Source organism: Hyphomonas sp., from assembly GCF_022844445.1.
Lineage (GTDB): Bacteria > Pseudomonadota > Alphaproteobacteria > Caulobacterales > Hyphomonadaceae > Hyphomonas.
Genome location: NZ_JALHLS010000007.1, coordinates 81958 through 103914, shown reverse-complemented (window position 1 = coordinate 103914; position 21957 = coordinate 81958). Strand labels below are relative to the sequence as shown.

Annotated in this window: 22 protein-coding genes and 2 tRNA genes; 14 read left to right on the top strand and 10 right to left on the bottom strand. The window is 63.7% G+C overall.

Features of this window, described 5'->3' with window-relative positions; all coding sequences use genetic code 11:
• Nucleotides 1-2: 2 nt before the first annotated feature.
• Both Q0C17_RS09880 and fliF read right to left on the bottom strand, forming a co-directional pair.
• Nucleotides 3-611 (bottom strand): hypothetical protein, encoded by a 609-nt coding sequence (locus tag Q0C17_RS09880; protein ID WP_291205180.1) that lies wholly within the window; start codon nucleotides 609-611, stop codon nucleotides 3-5.
• Nucleotides 604-2166, bottom strand: a complete 1563-nt coding sequence (gene fliF / locus Q0C17_RS09875) for a flagellar basal-body MS-ring/collar protein FliF (RefSeq protein WP_291205178.1) — start codon at nucleotides 2164-2166, stop codon at nucleotides 604-606. Before fliF ends, Q0C17_RS09880 begins: the two co-directional genes overlap by 8 nt.
• A 127-nt stretch (nucleotides 2167-2293) precedes the next feature.
• On the opposite strand from fliF, the gene Q0C17_RS09870 reads away from it, so the two are divergent.
• From Q0C17_RS09870 to Q0C17_RS09850, 5 genes are all read left to right on the top strand, one after another.
• Nucleotides 2294-2824 carry a flagellar basal body-associated FliL family protein gene (locus Q0C17_RS09870; protein ID WP_291205175.1) on the top strand — a complete coding sequence of 177 codons (531 nt, stop codon included), beginning with the start codon at nucleotides 2294-2296 and terminating at the stop codon, nucleotides 2822-2824.
• Between the two features lie 4 nt (nucleotides 2825-2828).
• Nucleotides 2829-3317 (top strand): hypothetical protein, encoded by a 489-nt coding sequence (locus Q0C17_RS09865; protein WP_291205173.1) that lies wholly within the window; start codon nucleotides 2829-2831, stop codon nucleotides 3315-3317.
• Between the two features lie 140 nt (nucleotides 3318-3457).
• Nucleotides 3458-4081: a hypothetical protein gene (locus tag Q0C17_RS09860; protein ID WP_291205170.1), complete on the top strand. Its 624-nt coding sequence runs from the start codon at nucleotides 3458-3460 to the stop codon at nucleotides 4079-4081.
• 145 nt (nucleotides 4082-4226) lie between these two features.
• Nucleotides 4227-5150 carry an oxygenase MpaB family protein gene (locus Q0C17_RS09855; protein WP_291205168.1) on the top strand — a complete coding sequence of 308 codons (924 nt, stop codon included), beginning with the start codon at nucleotides 4227-4229 and terminating at the stop codon, nucleotides 5148-5150.
• Entirely contained in the window at nucleotides 5147-6355 is a 1209-nt protein-coding gene (locus tag Q0C17_RS09850; RefSeq protein ID WP_291205165.1) for an acyl-CoA dehydrogenase family protein, read from the top strand. Before Q0C17_RS09855 ends, Q0C17_RS09850 begins: the two co-directional genes overlap by 4 nt.
• On the opposite strand, the gene Q0C17_RS09845 is transcribed toward Q0C17_RS09850, so the two are convergent.
• From Q0C17_RS09845 to Q0C17_RS09835, 3 genes are read right to left on the bottom strand one after another with little or no spacing between them, the layout of a single operon-like run.
• Nucleotides 6352-7926, bottom strand: a complete 1575-nt coding sequence (locus Q0C17_RS09845; protein ID WP_291205162.1) for a hypothetical protein — start codon at nucleotides 7924-7926, stop codon at nucleotides 6352-6354. The genes Q0C17_RS09850 and Q0C17_RS09845 overlap by 4 nt on opposite strands.
• A gap of 4 nt (nucleotides 7927-7930) precedes the next feature.
• A complete protein-coding gene (locus Q0C17_RS09840; protein WP_291205161.1) occupies nucleotides 7931-8881 on the bottom strand; it encodes a DUF6384 family protein in 951 nt (316 codons plus the stop codon).
• Entirely contained in the window at nucleotides 8878-10065 is a 1188-nt protein-coding gene (locus tag Q0C17_RS09835) for a cell surface protein (protein ID WP_291205159.1), read from the bottom strand. The genes Q0C17_RS09840 and Q0C17_RS09835 overlap by 4 nt, the downstream gene beginning before the upstream one ends.
• Before the next feature lie 350 nt (nucleotides 10066-10415).
• Between Q0C17_RS09835 and Q0C17_RS09830 the strand changes: the two genes are divergently transcribed.
• Nucleotides 10416-12650 carry an EAL domain-containing protein gene (locus Q0C17_RS09830; RefSeq protein WP_291205155.1) on the top strand — a complete coding sequence of 745 codons (2235 nt, stop codon included), beginning with the start codon at nucleotides 10416-10418 and terminating at the stop codon, nucleotides 12648-12650.
• A gap of 54 nt (nucleotides 12651-12704) precedes the next feature.
• On the opposite strand, the gene Q0C17_RS09825 is transcribed toward Q0C17_RS09830, so the two are convergent.
• Both Q0C17_RS09825 and Q0C17_RS09820 read right to left on the bottom strand, forming a co-directional pair.
• Nucleotides 12705-12779: transfer RNA gene (locus Q0C17_RS09825), tRNA-Val, on the bottom strand.
• A gap of 96 nt (nucleotides 12780-12875) precedes the next feature.
• A complete protein-coding gene (locus tag Q0C17_RS09820; protein WP_291205153.1) occupies nucleotides 12876-13367 on the bottom strand; it encodes an Rrf2 family transcriptional regulator in 492 nt (163 codons plus the stop codon).
• A gap of 88 nt (nucleotides 13368-13455) precedes the next feature.
• Here Q0C17_RS09820 and Q0C17_RS09815 point away from each other — a divergent pair, with 88 nt between their 5' ends.
• A complete protein-coding gene (locus Q0C17_RS09815; RefSeq protein ID WP_291205150.1) occupies nucleotides 13456-14688 on the top strand; it encodes an FAD-dependent oxidoreductase in 1233 nt (410 codons plus the stop codon).
• A 1-nt stretch (nucleotide 14689) separates the two neighbouring features.
• Here Q0C17_RS09815 and cpdR read toward each other — a convergent pair whose 3' ends face one another.
• Nucleotides 14690-15049 carry a cell cycle two-component system response regulator CpdR gene (gene cpdR, locus Q0C17_RS09810; RefSeq protein WP_291039089.1) on the bottom strand — a complete coding sequence of 120 codons (360 nt, stop codon included), beginning with the start codon at nucleotides 15047-15049 and terminating at the stop codon, nucleotides 14690-14692.
• 127 nt (nucleotides 15050-15176) lie between these two features.
• Here cpdR and Q0C17_RS09805 point away from each other — a divergent pair, with 127 nt between their 5' ends.
• The 3 genes from Q0C17_RS09805 (at nucleotide 15177) to Q0C17_RS09795 (ending at nucleotide 17639) form a co-directional block, all read left to right on the top strand.
• Nucleotides 15177-16112 carry an N-formylglutamate amidohydrolase gene (locus Q0C17_RS09805; RefSeq protein WP_291205147.1) on the top strand — a complete coding sequence of 312 codons (936 nt, stop codon included), beginning with the start codon at nucleotides 15177-15179 and terminating at the stop codon, nucleotides 16110-16112.
• Between the two features lie 279 nt (nucleotides 16113-16391).
• A complete protein-coding gene (locus tag Q0C17_RS09800) occupies nucleotides 16392-16790 on the top strand; it encodes a helix-turn-helix domain-containing protein (RefSeq protein WP_291205144.1) in 399 nt (132 codons plus the stop codon).
• Between the two features lie 33 nt (nucleotides 16791-16823).
• A complete protein-coding gene (locus tag Q0C17_RS09795; RefSeq protein ID WP_291205140.1) occupies nucleotides 16824-17639 on the top strand; it encodes an inositol monophosphatase family protein in 816 nt (271 codons plus the stop codon).
• A gap of 97 nt (nucleotides 17640-17736) precedes the next feature.
• Here Q0C17_RS09795 and Q0C17_RS09790 read toward each other — a convergent pair whose 3' ends face one another.
• The gene (locus tag Q0C17_RS09790) at nucleotides 17737-18753 is read right to left on the bottom strand and encodes a TraB/GumN family protein (RefSeq protein ID WP_291205138.1); all 1017 of its coding nucleotides are present in this window, start codon (nucleotides 18751-18753) and stop codon (nucleotides 17737-17739) included.
• 135 nt (nucleotides 18754-18888) lie between these two features.
• On the opposite strand from Q0C17_RS09790, the gene Q0C17_RS09785 reads away from it, so the two are divergent.
• A tRNA-Arg gene (locus Q0C17_RS09785) sits at nucleotides 18889-18965 on the top strand.
• A gap of 238 nt (nucleotides 18966-19203) precedes the next feature.
• On the opposite strand, the gene Q0C17_RS09780 is transcribed toward Q0C17_RS09785, so the two are convergent.
• Entirely contained in the window at nucleotides 19204-19683 is a 480-nt protein-coding gene (locus tag Q0C17_RS09780; protein WP_291205135.1) for a hypothetical protein, read from the bottom strand.
• 22 nt (nucleotides 19684-19705) lie between these two features.
• On the opposite strand from Q0C17_RS09780, the gene Q0C17_RS09775 reads away from it, so the two are divergent.
• The 3 genes from Q0C17_RS09775 to Q0C17_RS09765 all read left to right on the top strand — a co-directional run bounded on the left by Q0C17_RS09775 (nucleotide 19706) and on the right by Q0C17_RS09765 (nucleotide 21954).
• Nucleotides 19706-20017: a DUF6471 domain-containing protein gene (locus tag Q0C17_RS09775; RefSeq protein WP_291205132.1), complete on the top strand. Its 312-nt coding sequence runs from the start codon at nucleotides 19706-19708 to the stop codon at nucleotides 20015-20017.
• Between the two features lie 282 nt (nucleotides 20018-20299).
• Nucleotides 20300-21034, top strand: a complete 735-nt coding sequence (locus Q0C17_RS09770) for an adenylate/guanylate cyclase domain-containing protein (protein ID WP_291205129.1) — start codon at nucleotides 20300-20302, stop codon at nucleotides 21032-21034.
• Complete coding sequence (locus tag Q0C17_RS09765; protein ID WP_291205126.1) at nucleotides 21031-21954, top strand: TIR domain-containing protein; 924 nt, start codon at nucleotides 21031-21033, stop codon at nucleotides 21952-21954. Before Q0C17_RS09770 ends, Q0C17_RS09765 begins: the two co-directional genes overlap by 4 nt.
• The last annotated feature ends 3 nt before the right edge of the window (nucleotides 21955-21957 follow it).

The window sequence follows — 21957 nt, the reverse complement described above, 5'->3', positions numbered from 1 at the left end:
CTCTACTCCTTGGTGGCAGTATGGGTTGAAGTCAGGTGCGACAGGCAGGCTTGCAGCAGCCCGTCGAAATCAAAGGAAAGGCCGCCTGCCTGCCAGGACACTTCGACATTCCCCTGCCCTTCGGCAGCAACGGAAGTGACCGTGCAGCGATGCGCCAGCGACGGCGTGCGTTCGACCAGAACGCGCAGCTTGTCGGCAAGGCTCGCCTCGGCGCGGATTTCCACCACCGCTGCAGACGCCGGCACCAGCGCAGCCAGATGCCGGCCGATCTCTTCAGCGAGGAACTCGCGTGACAGTTCGGGAAACAGTTTCGCCGCAACCGACTGGATCGTCTGCAGCGTCTGCGCGTGCGCCTCCCGCTCGATCTTGTCGAGCCGGCTGTTCAGCGTGATCAGCGAAGCCTCGATCTTCTTCAGATCCAGTGGCTGCGGCGATGCCTCCACGACCGGTGCGTCTGCTTTCACAGCTGGCTCCGGCAGGCGCGGCGCCGGCTTCTCCACCAGATCGGGCGGCGCGTGACCATCCAGTTCCTTCAGCCAGCTGCCGGGGGCGCGGGTCCGCCCTGCGTTCGCATCGAACCGCGGCAGGTTTGCAAACACGGCATCACTCATTGACGGCGACCTTCTGGTCTTCGTTCAGCCACTGCTGAAGCAGCGCGGCGGTCTCGTCCTGGCGCTCTTTGGCGTAGTCCTTGAGATAGTTGAACGGATCGGACTCCCCGCCCACGCCCGTGCCTGCTGCTGCGCCTGCGACAGCCGCCGTCGCCGCGCCGGCGCCCTGGCTAGGCGCGAGCGCGTCTGCACCGGCTTTCGGCTTGGGCATCAGCATCGGGCGCACGACACCGAAGGCCAGTACGATCACGACAATGCCAAGCAGCAAGGCTTGAAGGCCTGACCAGAAATAGCGCTCGATCAGCTGTTCCACCATGCCGGGCGCCGCGACGAGGTCATCGGCGGCCGGTTGCTGGAACGGCATGAGCTCTACCGAGATCGTGTCTCCGCGCTCGAGGTTGAGGCCAGCGCCGGAAGTTACAAGCGCGGTCAGGTCGGAAATCATCTTTTCACGGACCGTTGCCGCATCGGCGGCGGCCGGGTCAATTCCGAGGGACTGTTCGTTGAGGAGAACCGCAATCGAAATCCGCTCGACCTGACCGGGCAGTTTCTCGATCTCGGTGCGGGTCTCGTTGATCTCATAGGCAATGCTCTCAGAGGAATTCTTCATCGCGTTGGAGCTGGGAGTGCCGCCGGCGCCCGCGCCCTCTTCCTGCGGCAGATTGCTTGCCACCGTCAGCGCGCCCGAACTGCCGCCGCTACCGGTTTCACTGGCGTCGTTGGTCGTCCGGTTGCGGACGACTTTAGACTGCGGGTCAAACGAAACCGTCGAGATGCGCTGGCGATCCCGGCTGACGTCCATCGACACAGATACGCGCGCATTGCCCATGCCGACACGTGCTTCAAGCAGGCTGGCGATCTTCATCTCCAGCGCCTTGGACTGGTCTTCCGCCGCCATGGTCGGCTCTGCCATGTTGTCCGTCTTCGGGCCTGCAAGAATGCCCTTGGTCGGGTCAATGACGGCCACATCCTGCGGGTTCAGGCCGGAGACCGCGAGTGCCACAAGATACTGGATCGCTTCGGCCTGGCCCTTGGACAAGGTATGGGTGGTGGAGATTGTAACAGACGCTGTCTGGGCGGCCTGCGAGCGCGCAAATCCCGACCGCAGGCTCGCACCGATATGTACGCGTGCGGAGGAAATCCCGGGAATGGCAAGGATGGTGCGGGTCAGCTCGCCTTCCTTGGCGCGCCAGTAGGACGCATTGTACATTTCCGACGTAACGGAGAAGCCGTTGACTTCGTCGAGGAGTTCATAGCCCTGCACGGACTGGCGCGGCAGACCTTCCTTCGCGAGCTCAAAGCGAACCTGATCGCGCTGACCTTCCGGAATGAAGATCGCGCCGCCCTTGATCTCGTACGGCGTGCCACTCTGGTCGAGCTTCTCGATGATCTCGCCGGCATATTGTGGCTCGAGGCCGGAATACAGCAGCGCCATCGGTTCCTTGGTCGCGTTCTGCACCATGAAGCTCATGGCAAACACGATCCCCAGCACGGCAGCCGCGAGGAGCAGCTGACGCGGCAAGGGCAAGGCTCTTAGCGTCTCGATAAACTTCATGAACAAACTGCCCCGATCGGGTCTGATTCTGGTCTAATGATTAAGATTAGCGGCCAAATCGTTAAGGTTATCTTTACCCCGGATTGGTCTAACCGGCCCTGTGGTGCACGGCACAATCGGGGATCCAATGGCCAAGAAGCCAGACAAGAAAGCTGAAGCTAAACCTCAAGCTGAGGCAGCAGATGCGCCGGCGAAGCCTGCCGGCGGCATGATGGGCCTCCTCATGCTTGGCGCCGCCTCGCTCGTGAGTTCCTTCGGCCTTGTTTATTTCCTGACGCCCCCGCCATCCGCGGCCACCGCCGCCTGCGAGCCCGGGGATCTCGGTGCCGACGCCGAAGTCAAGCCGGCCCTGAAGGCGGACCAGGCCTATGTCCAGCTGCAGGAGATGGTCATCACGGTTGGCAGCGCCCCAGCGACGCGCTACCTTAAGATGAACATCTCCGTCATGACTGATTCGGTGAATACCGCAGCGGTCCAGGCCGCCGAACCGGTCCTGCTCGACGCGTTCAACACCTATTTGCGCTCCATCGAGATGAAGGACTTCGAGGACCCGGGCTTCTATCCGCGGATGCGCGAACAACTCGCCCGGCGGTCTGAGCTTGTGCTAGGCAGTGGTGTGTCTAACGGCGTCCTGATCACCGAGTTCCTCCTGAGGTAGTGAAATGAGTGTCCAGCCCACGGATATCGCGATCTTCCTGGTGTCCTTTGCGGCCTGCATCTACTGTTTCGTCCTGAGCAAGCGCCTGAAAGCGCTCCAGAACACCAAGGACGGGCTCGGCGCGACGATCACGGCTCTGTCCTCTTCCATTGCGCAGATGTCCTCGACCACGCAGGACACCCGAGTGCGGGTGGAATCCATGGCCACACGTCTCGCCCATCTGATCTCGGAAGCTGAAGCCACCTGCCGCAAGCTGGAGGAGACGATCGCCTCGGTCGACCTCGCCAAGGCCAGTGCCACGGACGAAGTCCACACTGCCCAGATGGACCTCTACGTGATGATGCGCACCGTGCTCGACCAGTCCAAAGAGCGCGTCGCCGAAATGACCGGCCTGATGCGGCAGATGCGCACGATGTCGGATGAAGCGGCCGGCGCCCTGTCTGCCTCCCCCGCGCCGGCCGGCTCCCTGCTGACGCGCTCGCGCTCTGCCTGACACGCGCTGGCTGCAAAGGTTAGCAAAACCGGCCCGGAAGTTTACGAATAATTAGCCCGAAGCGTGAAATCTTTCGGTAAGCTTTGCGCGCGGGTCATTCCGCTCGCAGGCCGGTCCATCCGAAGGCTGCGAAGAACCCTATGTCATTCGTCAAGAACAACACCTCGCATGTGCTGCTGACGCTCGGCGTCCTCTTCACCATCGGCGGCGCAACGCGCTTCCTGCCGAACGGCCTCGCCTTCGCCGAAGATATCGGCGTGAAATCCGCTGCGCCGACGACCGCAGAAGCGGCCAAGACCGAAGCAGGCACACCGAAGGATCCCGCCAGCGTCCAGGAGGTCTGCTTCACAGACAAGTCCGCTGCAATGTTGGCGGAAGACCAGTGGCTGTTCGAATCCCAGAAGGAAGAGCTGAAGAACGAAAAGCTCGCCCTTCAGACCTGGGAAAAGGAACTCGAGACCCAGACGGCAGAACTCACCGCGCTGCAGGAAACGCTCGAAGCGCGCTGGCAGCAGATCCAGGGCGCGTCCGACCAGGACATCAAGCACCTTGCCGGCATGTACAGCGCCATGAAGCCGGATGCGGCCGCCTCGATCTTCAACCAGATGGACCCGTCCTTTGCCGCCGGTTTCCTGCGCCTTATCCCCAGCGAACAGGCCGGCCTGATCCTCGCCAACATGGATTCCAAAAAGGCCTACGTGATCAGCGTGAAGCTTGCCACGATGAACGCCGACGTGCGCAACGCGCCCGCCCCGCCGACCTGACGCTGCGTCCCGGCCAGCGTTTCCTATCAGGTATGACAGCTCGGCCCGCAGGCTGACGTTTGCTATTGTTGCGGATGACGCCACGTCGCGTCTTTCCGGCCGCAGACGCCCGCGTTAGCCTTGGCCTGTCTCTGGGAGGAGAAGCATGAGCGACCTGAAGACATATCTTGGCTGGAAGGTGGACTACACCTCGCCGCCGGGAGAACCTGCGCTCGTTTCCCCTGATTCCGTAAACTGGCAGGTCTTCAAGAACCCTGTAGCCCTCGCCATCGGCGGCATCTGCGCGGTCCTGCTCGAGTTCGCCGATGCACGTATCCGATCGGGCGTCTGGGACCATTCCGTTTTCAAGACCGATCCCATCGGCCGCTCAAAACGTACCGGCACAGCCGCGATGGTCGGCACCTACGGCCCGGCCAGCGCCGCCCGCCGCGTCATCCTGGGCGTCAACAACATGCACGCCCGCGTCAGCGGCCAGACACCGGCGGGCGAGGACTATCGCGCCCTCGATACCGACTTGCTGGACTGGGTCAGCGCCACGGCCGGCTTCGGCTTCGTGACCGCCTATCACCGGTTTGTCCGCAATCTGACGGATGAGGAGATCAACAGCTACTTTATCGCCTCGGAACCGGTCGTGCGTCTTTACGGCGTCGAGACGCCGCTGCGCTCGCTGGCCGATTTCAATGCGATGATGGAGCGCCTCCTCCCCCGGTTCGAGCCTCATCCGATCAACACCGAGTTTCTCGACATCATGAAGTCCGGCCTTGCGGCGCCGGCAGTGCCAAAGGGTCTGCAGAGCGCGCTCGTGCACGCCGCGGTGGACATCCTGCCGGAACCGGTGCGCGAGCGCCTCGGCCTCGGCCCGGAATACAATCTCTCGCCGGTGGGCAGCCTCACCGTGAAAGCCATGGCCAGACTGGCCGAGCGCACCCCGGACCTGAACGGCCCGGCCGCGCAGGCCTGCGAGCGTCTCGGCCTGCCGCGCAGCTTCCTCTGGAAAAGCGAAGCCGAACGCGCCCGCCTTCTCGAATCCGCCCGCAACCGCGCCTTACCAAAGGAAGTCTCTGCATGAAACTCGCCTTCACCCGGGACGAAGAAGCCTTCCGCGAAGAAGTCCGCGACTTCCTCGACAGGAACCTCAGCGCCGACCTGCGCGCCTACGCAAAACGTATGACCAGCGTCTATTCAACCAAGCCCGTCGCCATGGAATGGCAGCGTATCTTGGTGAAGCAGGGCTGGGCCGCGCCGTCCTGGCCGGCAGAGTATGGCGGCACCAACTGGTCCGTTGCGCAGCGCTATATCTTCGATGTCGAAATGGCCCGCGCCGGCGCCCCGCCGCTGTCGCCCATGGGCATCGGCATGTGCGGCCCTGCCCTCATCGGCCATGGCTCGAAAGCGCAGAAGGACTACTACCTCCCCCGCATCCTTTCGGGTGAAGATTTCTGGTGCCAGGGCTATTCCGAGCCGCATGCAGGCTCCGACCTCGCCGCGCTCACCATGTCAGCCGTCGAGGACGGTGATCACTACATCTGCAACGGCTCCAAGATCTGGACGACCCATGCGCACGAGGCCAACATGATGTTCTGCCTTGTACGGACGGATTCGTCCGGCAAGCAGCAGCAGGGCATCACTTTCATCCTGATCGACATGGGCCTGCCCGGTGTGCGCGTCGATCCCATCCTCATGCTCTCCGGCGAGCATATCCAGAACGCCGTCTTCTTCACCGACGTGCGCGTGCCAAAGGCCAACGTCATCGGCAAGGTCAATGAGGGCTGGACGGTCGCGAAATATCTCCTTGAGTTCGAACGCGGCGGCTCGTCCTACGGGCCCCGCCTGCTCGCCCGCCTGCGCAGCCTGCGCCAAATCGCAGCGGAGGAAGGCCTGCTCGACGCCGATTTCGGCCGCAAGCTCTCGCAGGCAGAGGCTGGAGCCCAGACACTCGAAGCGGCAGAACTGCAGATGATGTCAGAACTCGCCGGCGGCGGCACGCCCGGCCTCAAGGCCTCGATGATGAAGATCCGCGGCACCGAGCTTAGCCAGCACCTGACCGAACTCGCGCTCGAACTCGCCGGCGCCTATGGCGCGCCCTTCCAGCCTCACCATACCTCGCCCGGCGGGCCGGTGCCCGGCTTCGAAGGCCTCAACACGCCGCTCGTCGGCCCGGAAAGCGCCGTCACCGTGTCCGCGAAATACCTCAACGACCGGGCGGGCTCGATCTATGCGGGCTCGAACGAAATCCAGCGCGGCATTCTCGCGAAAGGGCAGCTGGGCCTCTAGAAACCGCCGCCGGTCTTGAAGCCGCCGCCGCGTCGCCCGCCGTGTCCGCTGCGCCCTCCCCCGCTTGGGAAAGACCGTCCGCCTGAGGACGAAGAACGCGAGGGACGTTTCGGCGGCCCCGGAAAGATCGGCCCGCTGCCATAGCCGCCGCTGCCCCGCGTGGTTTCCTTGATCACTTCCTCGAGCACTTCGCCGAGGATGCCCCCGATCACGCCGCCCATGATGTCGGGCAGGCCAATCGTATCCTGCCGGCTGCGACCGCCAAAATCCGGATGGGCCTGCGGCTCGGCCCGGCGTACCGAACGGCTCAGGCCGCGCAGGGTGTCGCGCACATCCATGTCGCCCTTCATCAGGTTTGACATCATCTCGTCAAACGCCGCGCGCGACATGAGGGCATACGGACTGTCGAACCGCGCCTCTTTGAACTGGCGCCGGAGGGCTTCCATCCGGGCCAGGTCCTCGCGCAGCACGCCGGGGCGTACCAGCCGCTTGCCCGCTTCAAGGTCCAGCGATATTTCTTCCGCCCGCAGACGCACCAAGGCATCCACCAGCCGGTCATCTTCAAGCTCGACCGTTTCCGCCGTAAGTATGCGCAGGTCCGGAAAACTCGCCTTGCGCAGCTCTGCCGCCAGCAGCTCGCGCGCCTCCACCGCCGGGCCCGCCTCTTCCTTCAGCGCCGCCTCATGGCGCTGCGCCATTGCGCGGTGCGCCTCTTCGGCCGCAGCGATCTCTCCATCACAAACCGCAATCCCAGCCTTGAGCAGGTCCGCCTCACCCTGCAGCGCCTCGATGCCGGCCTCGCGCATCGCCCGCTCTTCAGCTTCGACCAGCGCTGCTTCCGCCTTGTCTTCCAGCCCCGCCACAAACACCGCATGTTCGGCGATCCGGTCCGGCAACTCTGTCAGGCGCTGGTAGTTCAGGAACGCCTGGTCATACCGGCAGAGCTTCGCGACCCAGCTATCCAGCATACGGATAACCCCACCCGCCTTGTATTCGGGCGAACGGAACCTGCGCTTCCATAGATAGCTGAATAGCGGATCCTGCTCGTACGGCGCGCCCTTCTCCGTACGGTCGTTGCGTGCAAGTTCCAGCTTCTGCCCGGCGCGCTGCGTCACAGCGCGGGCCTCTTCCGCCGCCTCAACCAGCGCCGTGTAGGCTGCGCTGCCCTTCAGGCTCGCTTCCGCTTCGGCAACGCGGCTCTCATAGGTTTCAACCGCCGCATCATGACGGGCGGCCAGCTGGGCGCGCTTGGCTTCCAGCGCGCCGAGTGCCGCCTCGGCTGTCTCAAGCGCCGCCTTCTCTGCTGCGACGAACGCGGCATGACGCTCGGTCAGGGCGCGCGCTGCGGCTTCCAGCCTACCAAACTCGGCGCCGTCACCGCCCGCCTGCATCAGGTCGAGCCGCATTGCTGCGAGCGCGCCATAGGCAGCGGCCTGTTCGCGCTGAATCGCGCCGCGCCGCGCCTCGACGCCGTCCGCGTCCGCGATTGCAGCGGCCATCGACTGGCGCAGCCGGCTGACTTGATTGTCCAGCAACGCCAGCGCGTCGCGCCCGTTCAGGGGATGGCTCATGCGGTCACCATTCGAGAATCGCCCCACCCGGCGTTTCCACCGTATACTGAGGACTCAGGTACCCGGCGGTCTTCTGTCCGATTATGGCATTCTGAACGATCTGGTCGTCGCCCTTGTCGGCGGCGACGCCGTTGAAGACGGCCTCGCTCACACGCTGGCCCCAACGTGTCACCCGCGCCGACTTGCGATCTTCCTCGCTCGTAACCGGCACCTCGACCAGTCGTCCTGCCAGATCCACCGCTTCGACAATCAGGTAGAAATTGCGCGCGCCTGGTACGTCGTCCGGAATCCGGAACACGCCCGTGTATTCTTCGCCCGGACCATAGACGACACGCACCTGATAGATCGCCAGAAGATCTGCCTGCAGTGTCTGCAAGCCGGTCACGGCAAGGCGCGCCGCCGCCGCATCGCCGGCTCCAACCGCCTTGCGTCCATCCGACAGCAACGCCTGCGCCTGGAGCCTTGCTCCATCCTCCAGCGCAGCGGCAGCGATCTCGCCGTGCAGCCGCGTGAGCTCTGCCGGCAATGTCTGTGTCAGCTCGATCTGCACGCGCTGTGCCTCGGCCTTCGCCGGCGCCACCACGCCGATCTGCCAGGCTCCCAACAGGGCCGCCGCTGCAACCAGTGCAAACATCGCAGGCGCCAGCCAGCGATCGCGCGTGATATAGAGTTTCGCGAGGCTCACGCTGAGAGACGGCTTCGGCGGCTCATACAGAAACCGCTTTTCCTCGAGCGCCTTCACGCCTTCCTTCAGGATACGTTCCGGCACATCGATGCCCTGGGCGGCATAAATGTCCTTCAGCCGCCCAAGCAGCGCCGCTTCCCGCGCGCCGGCATCCAGCTCGGTCAGGACCAGCTGCTCCCGGTGCCGCAGCGTGTCGACGACATCCATCGCGAGAAGGACATCGTCGAGCTTGCTTTTGTCACGGACTGCCGGAACGGCGGTATCGCTCACGGTTTCGGCAGCAGCGCGAGGGTCGCGCCCTCCTCGATCAGCTTGGTCAGCCGGCGCTTGCCGTCTTCAACCGCCTCGCGGATCTCCTCGGAGTTCTGGGTCGACAGCTTGCGCATCTCCGCGATGATCGTCTGTGTGCGCTCCTGATAGGATACAACCGAGTCGACCAGCATCTTGACCGAAGCCGCCGAAACGGTCGGCCCGTAGCCGGCTTTCACAGCCGCTTCCTGGACCTTACCGCCAATGTCGGCGAGCACCTCAAGGCTCTGATTCACACCCTTCTTCATCGCTTCAAGCGTCTGCGTGCTCTCATGCAGGCCGTGCATGCCCGTGAAGCTCGCCGTCAGGGCTGTCAGGACCACTTCGTTCGTCGAGAAGAAGCTGACCGACTGCGCATACACGCGGTCCTTGGCGGTCGTCGTCTGTACAAGCCGCGCCATCACGACTTCCGACGTGTTGTAGCCGATGGTGATATTGTCCGAGAGGTCCTTGGCGATCTGGTAGCGCTTCTCCTCGTTCTGAAGGAAGCGCAGCTTCTCGTCGCGGGTCAGCTCGAGCGTGGCGCGCTCGGCCGCGTCGGTGCCGGCATAGGCGCCCAGCGTTGCCACCGCTTCGCCGACAGCCGCGCGGGCCACCTCCAGTTTGGCTGCCGCCGTCTTCAGCACTTCCAGCGCCAGCACTTCGGACTGTTTCATTGCGCCGCGGAAATCGAGATAGGCCTCCAGGATCTTGCGTTCCCGGTCGATCTGGTTGGCAGTCTCTTCCTGCACCTCAAGATAGGTGCCCTTGATTTTGCCGAACCGGGCCGCGATGTCCCCGCGGGTCATCTTCATCCAGGCGTTCGAGGCACGCTCCATCGTGGAAATCTTGCCATCCGCGTACTGGTCGACCAGCGACTTTGCATCGTCGCGGATCGAGTTGAACGCCTTGGTGATCGTCTCATAGCGTTCGCCCACCGTAATGCCGGCCACCTGCTCGCGCACCACGTCGTTGAAAAGGCTCGCCTGGTCGAGCGTGCGCGCAACTGCAGCGACTTTGTCCGGCTCGAGATCGGCAATCTGCTCCAGCAGCGCAACAATCGGCGCGGCTCCGCTTTTTCCGCCCGGCACGAGGCCAAGCTGCTTCAGCCCGCCCATTGCCTTGTCGAGATACTGAAGCGCCGTCGGGCTCTTGGTCACTGCCATAATCAAAATCTCCCTTGCGGCCCGCGAGGTCTGCGGGACGTTGCCCTATACGTAGCGACGGCGCGGCGGCGTACAAGGGATTGTTTATCGAAAAACGACGAAAACCTTCGCGCGCCGGCGAGATCACAAGGGTTGCGCCTGCGCCGCGCCAGGATTGATCCGGCCAGGAAGAATCAGGGAGATCGCCCAGCTCCCCGGGGGCCAGTCGCGCGGGGGAGGTTGAAATGCACCGGCACACCCTCGGCCCTTGGCTGTCACCAATTTCGTTTGAATTTCACCGGCTTTCAAACCGGGCCTTTACGCCGCTGTGGGAAGGTAATCCCGCGTATAAGAGTTAGGTCCCGGGCCCCATGAGGAACAAGTTGCTGGATAGCGGGCAGAAATGGCCGCTGACGCTAGTAAGCGCGTCCCTGGGCATAGGCGTCATCATTGCGCTCATGGCCTTTGCGAACATGGCGGACCGGTCCGCGGTCGAGCGTGAGCAAGCCCTTTTCCAGAACGGCTTCAGCGGCCTCCTCGACGAGCACGCGCGGCGCCCCACAGCTGTTGCTCTCTGGGATGAGGCTGTCAGGAACCTCGATGTCTCGTTCGATCCGGAATGGACCGAATCCAATATCGGCGAATACCTGTCCGGTGTTCTGGACCTTGATCTTGCAGTCGTGCTCGACCGGACTGACGCACCCATTTACGCGAAGCTGCAGGACGACCCCGGCGCTTTGTCCAAAGTCGGCTCCGCGCTCGCCGCCGCTGCTCCGCTCGTCGAGAATGTACGGGCTGCTGAACGCCGCCGCGGGCCGATTGCCGATCACATGAGCGCCATGGACGGCCAGCCGCCGAAAGTGATCTATTCGACATCCATTTCGCAGACGGACCTTGGTCCGCTCGCCCTGACAGCAACACTGGTGCAGCCCGATTTCGGACTGGCGCTGCCGCAGACTTCCAGGTCCGCCGTGCTTGTCTCGGGCGAAATCATTGATCAGGATTTTCTGACGGTCCTGGCAGACCGCTACCTCCTGCGGGAGGCTACGCTCAGCGCGCCCACAGAAGCTCGTCTGCCGGGCCATGCCGCGCTTTTCCTGCGCGACTCTTCCGGACGAGCAGTCGCGCTCGTCCAGTGGCGCCCTCAGCGTCCCGGCGCGGAGATGCTGCGCCTGTCGATGCCGCTCGTCTTCATTGCACTGACAGCCCTCATCATCCTGGCCATGCGCTACCAGGGCAAGGGTCGTCAGGCTACGGAGCGCCTTGTTGCGAGTGAGGCACGTGTAACCCACCTTGCCTACCACGATGCCCTGACCGGCCTTCCCAATCGTCTGCTTCTGGTAGAGCGTCTGCGCAGCGCGCTCGACGCGGTCCGTGCCGATCAGCAGGGCTTCGCCGTACTCAGCATCGATCTGGACCGGTTCAGCGAGATCAATGACAGTTTCGGCCAGCAGGCCAGTGATGACCTCATCCTCAAGGTGTGCCGGCTGTTCGCAGAGGCTTGCGGGCCCAGCGACACGCTGGCCAGACTTGGCAAGGACGAGTTTGGAATCCTGCAGACCAATGCCACTCGCGAGAGCGCTGACGCCTTGGCGATGCGCCTGATCCAACTGGCAAACGAGCCTCTTGAGATTGCGGCGGGCCGCGTGTTCTCAGGGTGCACGGTCGGTGTAACGCTGATTGAGGATGCAAACCTCGATGGGCTCGAGTGCCTGCGCCGTGCCGATCTGGCCCTGAACCGCGCGAAGACGGCCGGGCGAGCGCAATATGCCTGGTTCGTGCCGGACATGGATGCCAACCTGCGCCAGCGCCTGGAAATGCGCGAGGATCTGCGCGCTGCTCTCGCGAACGGCGATCTCTCTGTTGCCTACCAGCCGCAGGTCCACCACGGCGGCGAACTCTACGGTGTCGAAGCACTTGTGCGCTGGAACCATTCTGTTCGCGGCCAGGTGCCGCCCGCGTTGTTTGTTCCGGTCGCGGAAGAAAGCGACCTGATCGATTCTCTGGGCATGTTCGTGCTGAGGCGCGCGTTCGAGGACAGCAAGCAGCTGGGCAACCTTCGGGTCGCCGTGAACATTTCCGCAGCGCAGTTCCGGCTATCTGAGTTCCTGCCGAATCTCGCTGCGCTGGTTTCGGAAACCGGCGTTGATGTCGAACGAATAGAGCTCGAGATCACCGAAGGCCTGCTCCTTGGCGACGATCGCTCCACGCTGCAGACACTTGCAGACTTGCGCGCCCTCGGCTTCCGCATCGCCCTTGACGATTTTGGCACCGGCTATTCCAGCCTGAGCTACCTGCAGCGCTACCCGATCGACAAAATCAAGATCGACCGGTCGTTCATTTCGAACCTCGGCGCCGATCCCAGCGCTGACGCCGTGGTCAATGCCATCGTCCGACTCGCCCGCGCGCTGCGGCTCGATGTCATTGCTGAAGGCGTCGAAACCGAAATCCAGCGGATCCGTCTGGCAGCGGCAGGTTGCGACGACATTCAGGGCTACCTGTTCGGAAAACCGATGTCCGCGCAGGCAATCAGACATTTGCTGAACACCTCGTCCCCATTTACCGAGGCGCTGGGCCAGAAAGCAAAGCATCGGGTGGTCGTCTAGAAAACGGCGGCCGCCGGACTGACCGCCTGCAAAGCGGTCGAAACATGCTGGAAATGGTGGGCGGTACAAGGTTCGAACTTGTGACCCCTACGATGTCAACGTAGTGCTCTACCGCTGAGCTAACCGCCCGCTCGCCCGGCCAGAAAAGGCCGCGCATTGCGAAGGGTGCGTATTGGACAATCCGGCGTTCGGCGTCAAGCGGGCTTTCGCCTCGCCGCTGCCCCCTCAACCGTTCGCATTCTGCTCCAGCCAGGCCTTCACCCGGGCGAACTTTCCGGGATCCGGCCGGCCCGTCAGCGACGCGACGATCGCGGCGAGGCTTACCCCCTCAAGCTGGCGCCGGTAGGCCCGCTCCGCCGCCCAGAAGGCCGCCGCGATCCCGCAGGTCTTGGTGCACTCCTCCGGCTTGGCCCCGCAAGGCCCGCGCTGGCGGATCTCGGTACAGCGGAACGCCGGTTCACTGCCGTCCACCGCGTCTGCAATCTGCATCAGGCTGATTTCCTGCGGCGGCCGCGCCAGGCGGTATCCGCCCGCAGCGCCCCGCGCCGAGGTCACGATCCCCGCCCGCGCCAGCGCCTGCATATGCTTGGCAAGGTAGGCGGGCGGTACATCGTGATAAGCGGCAATCGCCGCAGCTGGCAGGCCCGTTCCGTCTGGCAGGGCCGACAGCAGCACGCAGGCATGCGCCGCCCACTCCACCCCTTCTCCCATGCGCATCGGATCATCCTCCTTTGGATTATCATTGCGGATATTTTTCATCCGGCATATATCGGATAATAAATGTCCGAATAAAGGATCCCGCCACATGGCCTCCTCCATCCTCGTCATCGGCGCGGGTATCGCCGGCCTGATCGCCGCCCACGATCTTGCCGCAGCCGGCGCGTCCGTAACTGTCCTTGAGGCCGCGGCGCGCCCCGGCGGTCGGGCGCAGACCCGGCGGGAGGAGGGCTACGCGATCAACCAGGGCCCGCACGCCCTCTATCTCCGCGGCGCCTTCCGGCAGGCGCTTGACCGGATCGGTGTCGCCTATGCCGGCGAGCCGCGCGAGATCCAGCGCAAGGCGCTGCGCAGCGGCAAGCTGCACACCCTCCCGTCCGGCGCCGCCTCCCTGATGACGACCAGCCTGTTCGATATCGCAGACAAGGCCGGCTTCGTCAGCGTCATGGCAAAGCTGAACGAGGCAGGGACGCCGCCCGGCTCGTTTGCCAACTGGGCCGATGCGCAACGCCTGCGCCCCCGCGTTCGCGGCGCCCTGTCCGCGCTGCTCCGCCTCTCAAGCTATGCGCATGCCGAAGGCGAAGTCCCCGCCGCCGAGGCGATCGCGCAAATCCGCCTCGCGCTCGGCGGCACGCTCTATGTGAATGAGGGTTGGCAGACGCTGGCCGACGGCCTGCTCGAAAAGGCTGAGGCCGCGGGCGCAGCGATCCGCACCTGCGCCGCGGCCAAGGCGCTGACGCGCGCGGCGTCCGGCTGGTCAGTCCACCTCGCCGCAGGTGAGACGCTGCACGCGGCCGGCGTTATCCTCGCCTGCCCGCCGGACGCCGCAGCCGCCCTCATCGGCGCGCCTGGCCGGTTCGCCAACCTCCGGACCTGCCGCGCCAACACACTGGACCTCGCCCTCCGCCGCCGCCCCGAAGGCAGCCACGACTTCGTGCTCGGCATCGACCGCCCGCTCTACGCCTCGGTTCACTCGGCTACCGCGCGGCTCACCCCGCCCGGCGGCGTTCTGGCCCACTTCGCGCGTTACCTTGCGCCGGACGAGGCGCCTGGCCCGGAGGCGACCGAAGAACTGGAAAGCCTCGCCGATCTCACCCTGCCCGGCTGGCGCGATCACGTTGTGCGCCGTCAGCGGCTGATTGCGATGCCGGTCGTCTACGCCCTGCCGACCCTCGCAGTGCCCCGTCCGGATGTCGACGTGCCCGGCATGCCCGGCGTGTGCCTCGCCGGTGACTGGGTGGGCAGGGACGCGATGCTGTCGGATACGGCAGCGGTCAGCGCACAGAACGCCGCGCGCAGCCTGCTGAACTATCTGGGGTAAGTCAGGCCGCCATCACCTTGTCCACTTCCTCCACGATTTCGCGCAGGTGGAAGGGCTTGGAGAGGACTTTCGCGCCCGCCGGCGTCGGCGCACCGGAGGAAAGCGCCACGGCGGCAAAGCCGGTGATGAAGACGATCTTCATGGCGGGGTCGAGTTCGGCGCCGCGCCGGGCCAGCTCGATCCCGTCGAGGCCCGGCATCACGATATCGGTCAGCAGAAGGTCGAAGACTTCACGTTCGAGCGCCTGAAGCGCGCCTTCGCCATCCGCATAGTCCTGAACGTCGTGCCCGGCACGGCGAAGCGCCGCTGCCAGGAAGCCGCGCATTGAATCATCGTCTTCCGCGAGCAGGATCTTGGTCACGCTGTCCTCATACCGAACGAGTCGGGGCTGATTACCGCATAAAGGCGAAGGAAGGTAAATCAGTCGTGAACAACAGCTGCGCCCGCGCCCTAATCTTTACGCGATCCACAGGAAAGTCCTTGACCTGATGGCCGGTTCCCAACCCATTAGGGCGATGCGCGAAACCTCTCCTGCCGTGCGGCTCGACCCGCTGCCAGAGCCTTTGCCGGCGGTGGGACTGACACAGCCGCCGTTTGACCATACGCCCGCCGCCGCGCCGGCTGCGCCGGTCCTGTTTGCCAGCCCCCATTCCGGTTCGCACTACCCCGCCACCATGCAGGCGGCGCTCTGCGTCCCGCTGATCGACGTGCGGCGGACCGAAGACGCCTTCATCGACGAGCTGTTCGCCGGAGCGCCCGGCCTCGGCGCCGGCCTCGTCGCCGCCCGCTACGGCCGCTCGGTCGTGGATCTCAACCGCGATCCGCACGAACTGGACGCCGAGATGTTCCACGACGGCCCGCCCCGCCCCTGCGCCTTGCCGACCGCCCGGGTCGAGGCCGGGCTCGGCTGCCTGCCGCGCGTCGGCGCCCGGGGCGAGGCGATCTATGCCCGCCTCCTGTCCCGCGCCGAGGGAGAGGAGCGGCTCGTCCACGTCCATGACGCCTACCACCTGCACCTGACCCGCGAGCTGGAGGCGCTGCGCCGGGCCCACGGCCACGCCCTGCTGATCGACTGCCACTCGATGCCCTCGCTCCAGCCCGGCCGCCGGATGCTGACAGATATCGTGCTGGGCGACCGGTTCGGCTCCAGCGCCGATGCCCGCCTGATGTCCCGGATCGAGCGCAGTTTCCGGGCCCAGGGCTTCACGGTGGCCCGCAATGCGCCCTATGCCGGCGGTTACACGACGCGCCGATACGGCCGGCCCCGCCGGGGAATCCACGCCCTGCAGGTGGAAATCAACCGCGGCCTCTATATGGACGAGCAGCGGATTACCCGGGCCAGCGGGTTTGTCACCCTCAAGGATGCCCTGCAGCAGGTGATGGCCGAGATCATCGACGCTGCCCGCCTGCTCCCGCGCGGCTGAACCTCACCTAACTCTCTGATCTGAAAGAAAAAAGGCCGCGCCCGGAGGCGCGGCCAAAGTCAAAGGGAGGAAACGCCAGAGGCGTTGCACCGAAGTGCAACTCCAACTTATGTTGCGATGCACAAACCGCCAAATCTTTTTCTGCCGCACCCCTTTGCGCACCCTTCTTTGCCCTGAAAACAGGCATATTCCGCCGTCCGGCACGCCGTTTGCGTAGAAATTGCGCGAATTTCCTGTTTTGGGACTGATACCGGTCCCACGCCAATCGGAGACGGACCCATGGCTGATGAAACTGACCTGCACGTAGGCAAGCGGCTCCGCCGCCGCCGCCGCCTTCTTGGCATGACCCAGCAGGAGCTGGCCTCTCAGGTGGGCGTGCGCTTCCAGCAAATCCAGAAATATGAGTGCGGCGCCAATCGCATCACCGCGTCGCGCTTGTTCGACCTCTCCCGGGCCATGAACGTGACCGTCCAGTACTTCTTCGACGGCATGCCGACGGCCAATCCAATGCCGAACGCTGCCAATGACGCCGAACAGATGGAAGGCGACATCCTCTCCCAGAAGGAGACGCTGGAACTGGTGCGCGCCTATTACCGCCTTGGTGAACGCCCCCGCAAACGTCTCCTCGAGCTCGCGAAAGCCCTCGAAGGCGACAACACGAGCACCGGCGCTGCTTGACGCCCTTCAGCCGGCGGGGCATCGCCTCGCCGGATGACCTCCTCCCGCGATCTGTCTGCTGATCTCGCTTTCGCCGCCTGGCTGGCCGATGCCGCCTGGGCGGCGATCCGCGTTCACTTCCGCAACCTCTCCGAAGTCACCGACAAGGGCTCTGTGGCCGGCCGCGCCGGCATCGACCCGGTCACTGAAGCCGACCGCGCGGCCGAACTGGCGATGCGCGCCCTTGTCGCCGCAGAACGCCCCCGGGACGGCGTCACCGGCGAAGAGTTTCCCGAAACCCCCTCCTCCTCCGGCTATCGCTGGTACTTTGACCCGATCGATGGCACCCGCGCCTTCGTCGCCGGCCTGCCGGTGTGGACCACCCTGATCGCCCTCGTCGATCCGGACGGCGTGCCGGTCATCGGCGTCATCGACCAGCCCGTCCTCGGCGAGCGCTATATCGGCTGGCCCGGCGGCGCCCGGCTCGACACTGCGACCACCAGCCAGCCGATCCGTGTCTCCGGCTGCCACGACCTTCGCCTCGCCACCATCTCGACGACCGATCCCTTCATCTTCTCGCCGCCCGAGCAGGGCGCCTGGAATCACTTGCGGTCCGCCGCCCGGATCACGCGTTACGGCCTCGACGCCTATGGCTATGCCCGCCTCGCGGGCGGCACCATCGACCTCGTCGCCGAGTCGGGGCTCAAGTCCTGGGACGTTGCTGCGCTTATCCCGGTCGTGCGCGGCGCCGGCGGCCTTGCCACCGACTGGCGCGGCAACCCGCCGAAGCTTGGCGGCCAGATCGTCTGCTCGTCCAGTCAGGCGGTGCTCGACCAGGCCTTGCTGGCGCTGCGCCGCGCTGCGGACTGAGCCCGGCCGCAACCTACCCGCGATGCAGGTACTGAAGGCGCCCAGGCGTCAGCTTGCCGGTGCGGCGGTTTCCGGACGACGTCAGCGCCGCGCTTCGCTAGGGCCCGGCGACCTCATAGCCCTCTGCCCGCAGCATCGCGATCACGCTCTTGTCGCCGACGAGGTGGCCTGCGCCGACCGCGATCAGCTGCGTGCCGGGCTCTTCCAGCTTTCCGGCAATGATCGGGGTCCAGCGCGCATTGCGGTTGGTCAGCAGCGCTTCATACGCGGCCTGCGAGCCGAACGAGTCCGGCGAGGCCATCAGCGCGCCAAGGCCCGCCGCGTCGCCATCCGCCCATTCAGACACGAGCAGGTCCAGCAGCTCCACGCCTTCGTCGAGCGACGCCGCCGTCATCATCAGGAACTCGACCTGCGCGCAGTCATCCAGCCGCGCAAACTCGCCGAGCTGCTGGTCAACCGTTTCGAGATAGTCGAACGCCGCGCCATGCCCCGCCGCCTCGGCCTCGATCTTCATCTCGACGCCGGCGGCCGGATCAAACCCTTCGGACGTCATCTGCATCACCGACAGATTCAGCGCCGCATACCAGGGGCGCATCGGCTGCACCGCCTCGAGCGGCAGGCCGACCTGCGTCAGCGCCTCGGTCAGCACGGCGGTCTCAGCGTCGGTCAGCAGGCTCGTCAGCTGCGTGCCGTCCGTGAACATGCCCTGGGTCGAGAAGAACTGCATCAGTTCGCGGCCAGCCTCAGCGCTCGTCGTATCGGCTTCGAACACCACCGTATCAGCCGCCGCAATCGCTGCGCCGATCTCCGGCGTGCGCCATTCAAGATCCGGCCGCAGCAGGTGCACCGTGCCGAGAATGTGCAGGGTCGTATCCTCGTCCTTCAGGGTCCACATCGCCGGCTGGCCGCTGCCCCGGCTGGCCTGCGCCGCTGCGATGGCGCGCGCTTCCGCCTCGGCCATGACGGCCGGGTCCGCCGCGCGCTCGCAGGCCGCCGGCGCCGCTTCGGCCACCACCGCCGGCTCGGTCGCCTGCCCTTCCCGCTGGCAAGCGGCAAACACGAAGGCAGAGGCGGCCAGCGCCGCAGGGATCAGTCGTTTCAGGCGCAGGTTCACGGGCAACTCCGGGTGAGGGACACTTCGCGCCAGCCTAGCGGATCACGACGTCCCGTCCAACGCCTGACGCACTCGTCCCCCCGCAATCCCGGTTGCACCCTCCCCCGCCTTCGCCTAAACACCGGCTTCGGCGAGGCACCCATAGCTCAGCTGGATAGAGTGTTGCCCTCCGAAGGCAAAGGTCAGAGGTTCGAATCCTCTTGGGTGCGCCATAAAATCAAGGACTTAGAAGTCCTTTGTTCGATCCCGATCTACCGTGTCCGCACCGTGTCCGCACCAGTATTTTTCCTGAAGATTCGTCCGGCGCAGGAGGCTTTTTTGCGACTGGCGATCAAAGGGTGAGGCGCGCGAAGTAGTTCGAGCCTGAGGCTTCTGGTGTGTCGACAGAACGCAAAGCAGGATCGGACGCCAACTGGAAAATGGACTCCGCCTTTGGCTTCAGAGCCACTGTCAGCTTCCGTGGAGCGCGCGGTAGTCGCGGAGGATACTTGCGATGAGGAGATGGGCCTCTTCGTTTTCATCGGGACACACCTCGATCAACGCCACTGCAAGTTTTCCGCAGATGCCGCGCGACGAAGTCGCGAACATCCCCGGTAGAGAAGCAAGGACCGCTCGATTCCTGTCGCCAAGGATATCGATACGTTGGTCGAGATTGTCCATCTCATGCTTTTCGGTGAACTGATTGCGCTCGTCGCCGGAAAGCTTTGACCAATTGTGCAATTTGAAGAGCCGGGTTTCGAGCTGCTGCCACCGCCTGATCAGGCGTTCTCGCTTAGAGTTGTCGGCGAGCCAAGCTTCACATGCAGGTGCAACCTGGTCTGCACTCAGATTGACGAACAGCGGCGCTGCGGTCGCTCCGAGCACCAGCCTTCGCGTGGGCCCTTGCTTGCGCACACCTTCGTTCGCCGTTCCATCAGAACGTCGAGACATTTTCCGCACCTTTGAGTATGCTGTGAAAGAGAATCTACCACGCGCGCTAGCCGCGCGCAACTATAAAAGTGCTTTTGTCATCATTTATGATGCTTTTTCTTGGGGGGATGGCATGCCACTACGAAGCGAGTGGGAAGAAAAAGCGGCGAACCTGCTCAAGGCTGAAATCAAACGCAGGGGTTTGACTTACGCACAGGTGGTGGAGAAGTTGGCTGAAGTTGGCGTTTTGGAAAGTGAGCGCAACGTCCGGAACAAAGTGTCACGAGGAAAATTTACAGCGGCGTTTCTGCTGCAGTGTTTGTCCGCAATCGGTTCGCAAGAATTCAGGCTTTGATTTGCTGTCCTTCCGTTGAGAAGGAATGACGTCCTTCAGGTTGTTACAACCAGCTTGGGCTGCTGCTGCGTGGCAGAAGTGATTGGCGGCTTTGGGCCAGGTTGGCTCTCGTCATCTTAATCGTTGACCGGCAGGATCAATCCGATCTTGTTGTTCAGGTGCCTATCTGGCGCCAGTCCGGAGATCGCGGATCACCGACGTTTTCCTTCCATCGCTCACACATCTGGTATGCGTCCAATTACGGCCAATCGATCAATCCAGTGCATAACCTAAGAGCAGCGATTGATCCCAACTACTGATTGCGGCAACGTCATCCTTATGAGCGTCGCAGACGATATCAAAATGAACGCGGCCGCTACTTTCGGCAAACAGTGGACGGTCCGTGACGGATTGGTCGTGCCTGCCGCCACCGATCTCAAGATGACGAACGACGCGGTCCGTTTCGAAACGGCGACAATCCTATACGCGGATCTCGACGGATCGACCGACCTTGTTGGAGGAAAGAAGTGGGAATTCGCCGGAGAAGTCTACAAGACGTTCCTCTATGCGGCGTCGCGTCTAATCCGCAAACATGGGGGGGCAATCATCTCCTACGATGGCGATCGCGTAATGGGCATCTTCATCTCTAAGCAGCAACGAAACGAAGCGGCGTCATGTGCCCTTGAGATCAACTACGCCGTGAAGAACGTTGTGCAGACGGAGTTGAATAAGCGCTGGACCACCGACTTCAATATACGTCATGTCATCGGGATCGACACATCGACCATCCGGGCTGCAAGGACGGGTGTTCGCGGTGACAATGACCTTGTGTGGATCGGTAATGCCGCCAATTTGGCCGCCAAGCTGACCGCGCTAAGCGCCGACAATCCGACATGGATCACAAAGCGCGTGTATGATTACCTGGATGCTCCGCAAAAAAAGGGGGCACAGGGTGAAGATATCTGGCGCAAGTGGAAATGGAGCGAGCACAACGAGGACGAAATCTATTCTTCAACGTATTGGAGATCGTTCACATGAGTGTACTTGTAGATCGTTTCCGCGGCGACGCAGGAAAATTGAACCTCATCGATGCAATGCTCCAGCAGGCAATTGTCTGCGGCAGCCGTGACCTCGCCATAGAACTCGCGGAGTGCGCCGATGTGATTGAGGTTTCAGAAGGCGAGGCGATTGTCGCCCAAGGAGGCGACGACAACGACCTCTTCCTGATTATCGCTGGCACCTTCAAGATCGTGGTGAATGGCCGCGAAGTCGCTATAAGGGGCCGCGGCGATCACGTTGGTGAAATGGCCTTGATAGAACCTGCGCAACGGCGTTCTGCGGATGTAATTGCGGCCGAACCCGCATTAGTTGCCAAGATTGCCTACGCGCACGTCACCGAACTCGCAACGCGGCACTCGGACATATACCGCGTGATCGCCAAGGCGTTGGCTCGCCGCCTGCTCGAACGCAATAAGCTGATAGGCGCGCATCGCGAAAAGATTAAGGTCTTCATAATCTCGTCCGCCGAGGCGCTTGACGTGGCTCGGCTAATTCAGAATGCACTGTCGCATGACGGCTTTGTGGTGACGCTCTGGACTGACGGGGTGTTCAAGGTCGCGAGCTACGCCTTGGAGTCGCTGGAGGGAGCTGTCGACGATTCCGACTTCGCCATCGCGGTCGCACACAGCGATGATATGACGCTATTCCGGGGCAAAGATTGGCCAACACCTCGCGACAACGTGGTGTTTGAACTTGGCCTGTTTATGGGCCGGCTGGGCAGGAAGCGGGCGATTCTGATGGAACCACGTGAGGAGAAGGTAAAGCTTCCGAGCGACCTCGCCGGTGTAACGACCATCCCTTATGTTTACGAAGCTGGAAAGGATGCGGCCGCCCTAATCGGTCCGGCCTGCAACATGCTGCGCGGTCACATAAAGGAGTGGGGCCCCTTCAATGGGTGAGGA